Genomic DNA, 2,799 nt, shown 5'->3' on the forward strand with positions numbered 1-2,799 from the left:
GGCCGCGCTCGCCTGCGTTTCACCCACCCCACCCGCATCTCGCCGCGTGGCGTCCACCGAAAGGCGCACGGCCTTTCGGTGAGTTATCAAACAGGAGACTACGCTCATGATACGAGACATCACAACCTTCCCCTTGCCCCGCAAGGGCAAACGGATGGCCGCTCCAGCTCCGCGCCATCGAGGGGATGATCCGGACGAGATCGCGGTGCTGCGCCAGTCCGTCTTCTGCTCGGTCATTCTCGAGCGTGAGGGCTGGAAGATCGATCCCGCCGAAAGCACCCGGCACGCACTGAAATACCGGCGCGGCACTGGTGAAATCCTGATCGTCAACCACGACGACCGAGGCTGGTGGAACCCGTTGGGGGTCGAGAAAGGCGATTGCTTCACCCTCATCCAGTTCCTCCACCCCGAGATGAACTTTGGTCACGTGCGGAAGGAACTGCGCACAATCACCGGCGTCAGCCCGAGCTATCCGGTTGCCTCCGCACCGGTACGCGTGAACGGAAACCCGGATGTCCCGCCGCTGGTCCGCTGGCAGGCGAAGCCGACCCTGACCCCGGCGACGAAAGCGTGGCACTATCTGGCTGACCGGCGACGTATCCCCGCGGCGATCCTGCATGCGGCATCGGCGCAGGACTGCGTCCGGGCGGGTGGCTTCGGTAGTGCCTGGTTCGCCCATCGCGATCATCGGGGCGACCTGACCTGCATCGAGGCGCGCGGACCAAACTTCCGCGGGGTTCTGCGCGGCGGGCACAAGACCCTGTTCCGCTTCGCGCCTGGTCAGATCGCCGGACCAATCCGGCGTGTGGCTGTAACCGAAGCGCCGATCGATGCGCTCAGCCTCGCCGTCATCGAGAACGGCCGGCCCGATACGATCTACGTCGGCACCACCGGCGGCATGGGACCGGGGACGGTCGAGGCCCTCCAGCTGCTTGCAACCGATGTGGCTGCGGTCGGCGGACACCTGGTCATCGCGACCGACGCCGATCTGCCAGGCGACCGGCATGCGGCAAGGATCGGAGATGCGCTCTCCTCGATCGGCGTCAGCATCGAGCGGCTCCGGCCGACCGGCGATGCGAACGACTGGAACGATGTGCTCCGTTCGGGCAGGAGGACGCCATGATAAAACCGCCACGGGCGTGGATCCTGCTGCGATCCGGACGCCGACTGAACCTCCTCGATCCCGCATCCGATGCCTGGACCGACAGCGATCTCGCGATCGGCCTATCACGGACGTTCCGATGGGGCGGGCATTCACGATGGGATCTGCCGCTCTCCGTTGCCCAGCACAGCCTCAGCGTGCTGGCCATTCGGCGGGCACTGGCACCGGAACCGCTCACCGCGGCCGAAGCGCTGCGGGAGCTCCTGCATGATGCGACCGAAGCACTGATCGGCGGGTTTGATCCGATCACCCCCCTCAAGCCGCACCTCGGCCAAGGGTATATCGAGATCAACCGTCGGCTTCAGGCTGCGGTGAACCGTCGCTACGACCTGCCGCCCTGGACCGTCGCATCGCACCGGCTCCACAAGGACGCCGATCGCCTGGCGGCTGCCAGCGAGGCGCTGCACGTCGTAGGCTGGCGACAGCCCGCGCTGCGCCGCGAACTCGGCATCACCCTGACGCCCATGAAAGACGACCCGCTGCCGACACCGCCGGGAATGCTTCCCTGGGAACCATGGCCGGCGCCGCTCGCGGCAGAGCGCTTCGAGGCGGCATTGCGGGATCTGATCCGGCAACGCGCCCGCTTCCATGCAGGAAAGGAGCAGGTGGCATGGCCGATGGAAGCCTGATCGAATGGACCGACGCCACCTGGAACCCGGTGACCGGTTGCACGAAGATCACCGCCGGGTGCGACAATTGCTACGCCGCCCGCTTCGCCGCACGGTTCAGAGGTGTCGTCGGGCATCCGTATCAGGCAGGTTTCGACCTGACCCTTCGTCCTGAACGCCTCGACCAGCCGCTCAGGTGGCGGCGATCCCGCAGGATCTTCGTCAATTCGATGAGCGACCTGTTCCACAAGAATGTGCCAACGGCCTTCATCGATCGCGTCTTCGACACGATGGAAGCCGCCGACTGGCATATATTCCAGCTGCTCACCAAGCGCTCCTCGACGATGCGCGACTATCTGCGCGGCCGATACCGCGATGGTCCCGGCCCCCGCCATATCTGGTGCGGGGTCTCGGTCGAGGACGCCCCGGCGAAAAGCCGGATCGAGCACCTGCGAACCGCTCCGGCCGGCATCCGCTTTCTGTCGGTCGAGCCGCTGCTTGGTCCCCTCGGCGCGCTCGATCTCGAGGGGATCGACTGGGTGATCGCCGGTGGCGAATCAGGACCGGGCGCGCGCCCGGTTCATGCCGCCTGGTTGCACGAGATACGCGATCGATGCGTTGCCCAGGACGTCGCGTTCTTCTTCAAGCAATGGGGCGGGACTCGGCCAAAGACGGGCGGACGGATCCTCGACGGGCGCGAATGGAGCGAGTTTCCCGCGTGGGACGTACCCGCCACGAGCAAGGGACCCCGATCATCGCAAGCCACGCCCGCTGGCGATGATCATCATCCCGAGTCCTGCCGTGCTCAGGAATAGGGACAGCCCCAAAAGCCAACGGACGACACGACGGCTGCGCGAGGAGACGATCACGAGCGGTTCCAGGGGGCGAAAACAGGCCGTGCCGACATCGCTCGGGACAATCTGATCCGGTTTCAGCACGGGGCGACATCCGGCGGGATATCCGGCTCGGCGTCATCGTCGGGTGGCGCTTCGCTCTCCTCGATCGACCCCACGCTCGCAAGGATCCGCA

The 2,799-nt window shown here is 66.1% G+C and carries 3 protein-coding genes; all 3 read left to right on the plus strand.

Annotated features, from left to right (window positions below):
• The first annotated feature begins 106 nt into the window (after positions 1 to 106).
• From ACP5E6_RS14060 to ACP5E6_RS14070, 3 genes are read left to right on the plus strand one after another with little or no spacing between them, the layout of a single operon-like run.
• Positions 107 to 1,123 carry a DUF3991 domain-containing protein gene (locus ACP5E6_RS14060; RefSeq protein WP_427954950.1) on the plus strand — a complete coding sequence of 339 codons (1,017 nt, stop codon included), beginning with the start codon at positions 107 to 109 and terminating at the stop codon, positions 1,121 to 1,123.
• The gene (locus tag ACP5E6_RS14065; RefSeq protein ID WP_427954951.1) at positions 1,120 to 1,791 is read left to right on the plus strand and encodes a hypothetical protein; all 672 of its coding nucleotides are present in this window, start codon (positions 1,120 to 1,122) and stop codon (positions 1,789 to 1,791) included. Before ACP5E6_RS14060 ends, ACP5E6_RS14065 begins: the two co-directional genes overlap by 4 nt.
• Positions 1,773 to 2,585, plus strand: a complete 813-nt coding sequence (locus tag ACP5E6_RS14070; RefSeq protein WP_427954952.1) for a DUF5131 family protein — start codon at positions 1,773 to 1,775, stop codon at positions 2,583 to 2,585. The genes ACP5E6_RS14065 and ACP5E6_RS14070 overlap by 19 nt, the downstream gene beginning before the upstream one ends.
• The last annotated feature ends 214 nt before the right edge of the window (positions 2,586 to 2,799 follow it).

It is taken from the genome of Acidiphilium sp. (genome assembly GCF_049977125.1).
Taxonomy (GTDB): Bacteria; Pseudomonadota; Alphaproteobacteria; order Acetobacterales; family Acetobacteraceae; genus Acidiphilium.

Excerpts from the sequence above, each read along its gene's own strand:
- ACP5E6_RS14060 (WP_427954950.1), top strand. The coding sequence starts at position 107 with ATGATACGAGACATCACAACCTTCCCCTTGCCCCGCAAGGGCAAACGG.
- ACP5E6_RS14065 (WP_427954951.1), top strand. The coding sequence starts at position 1,120 with ATGATAAAACCGCCACGGGCGTGGATCCTGCTGCGATCCGGACGCCGA.
- ACP5E6_RS14070 (WP_427954952.1), top strand. The coding sequence starts at position 1,773 with ATGGCCGATGGAAGCCTGATCGAATGGACCGACGCCACCTGGAACCCG.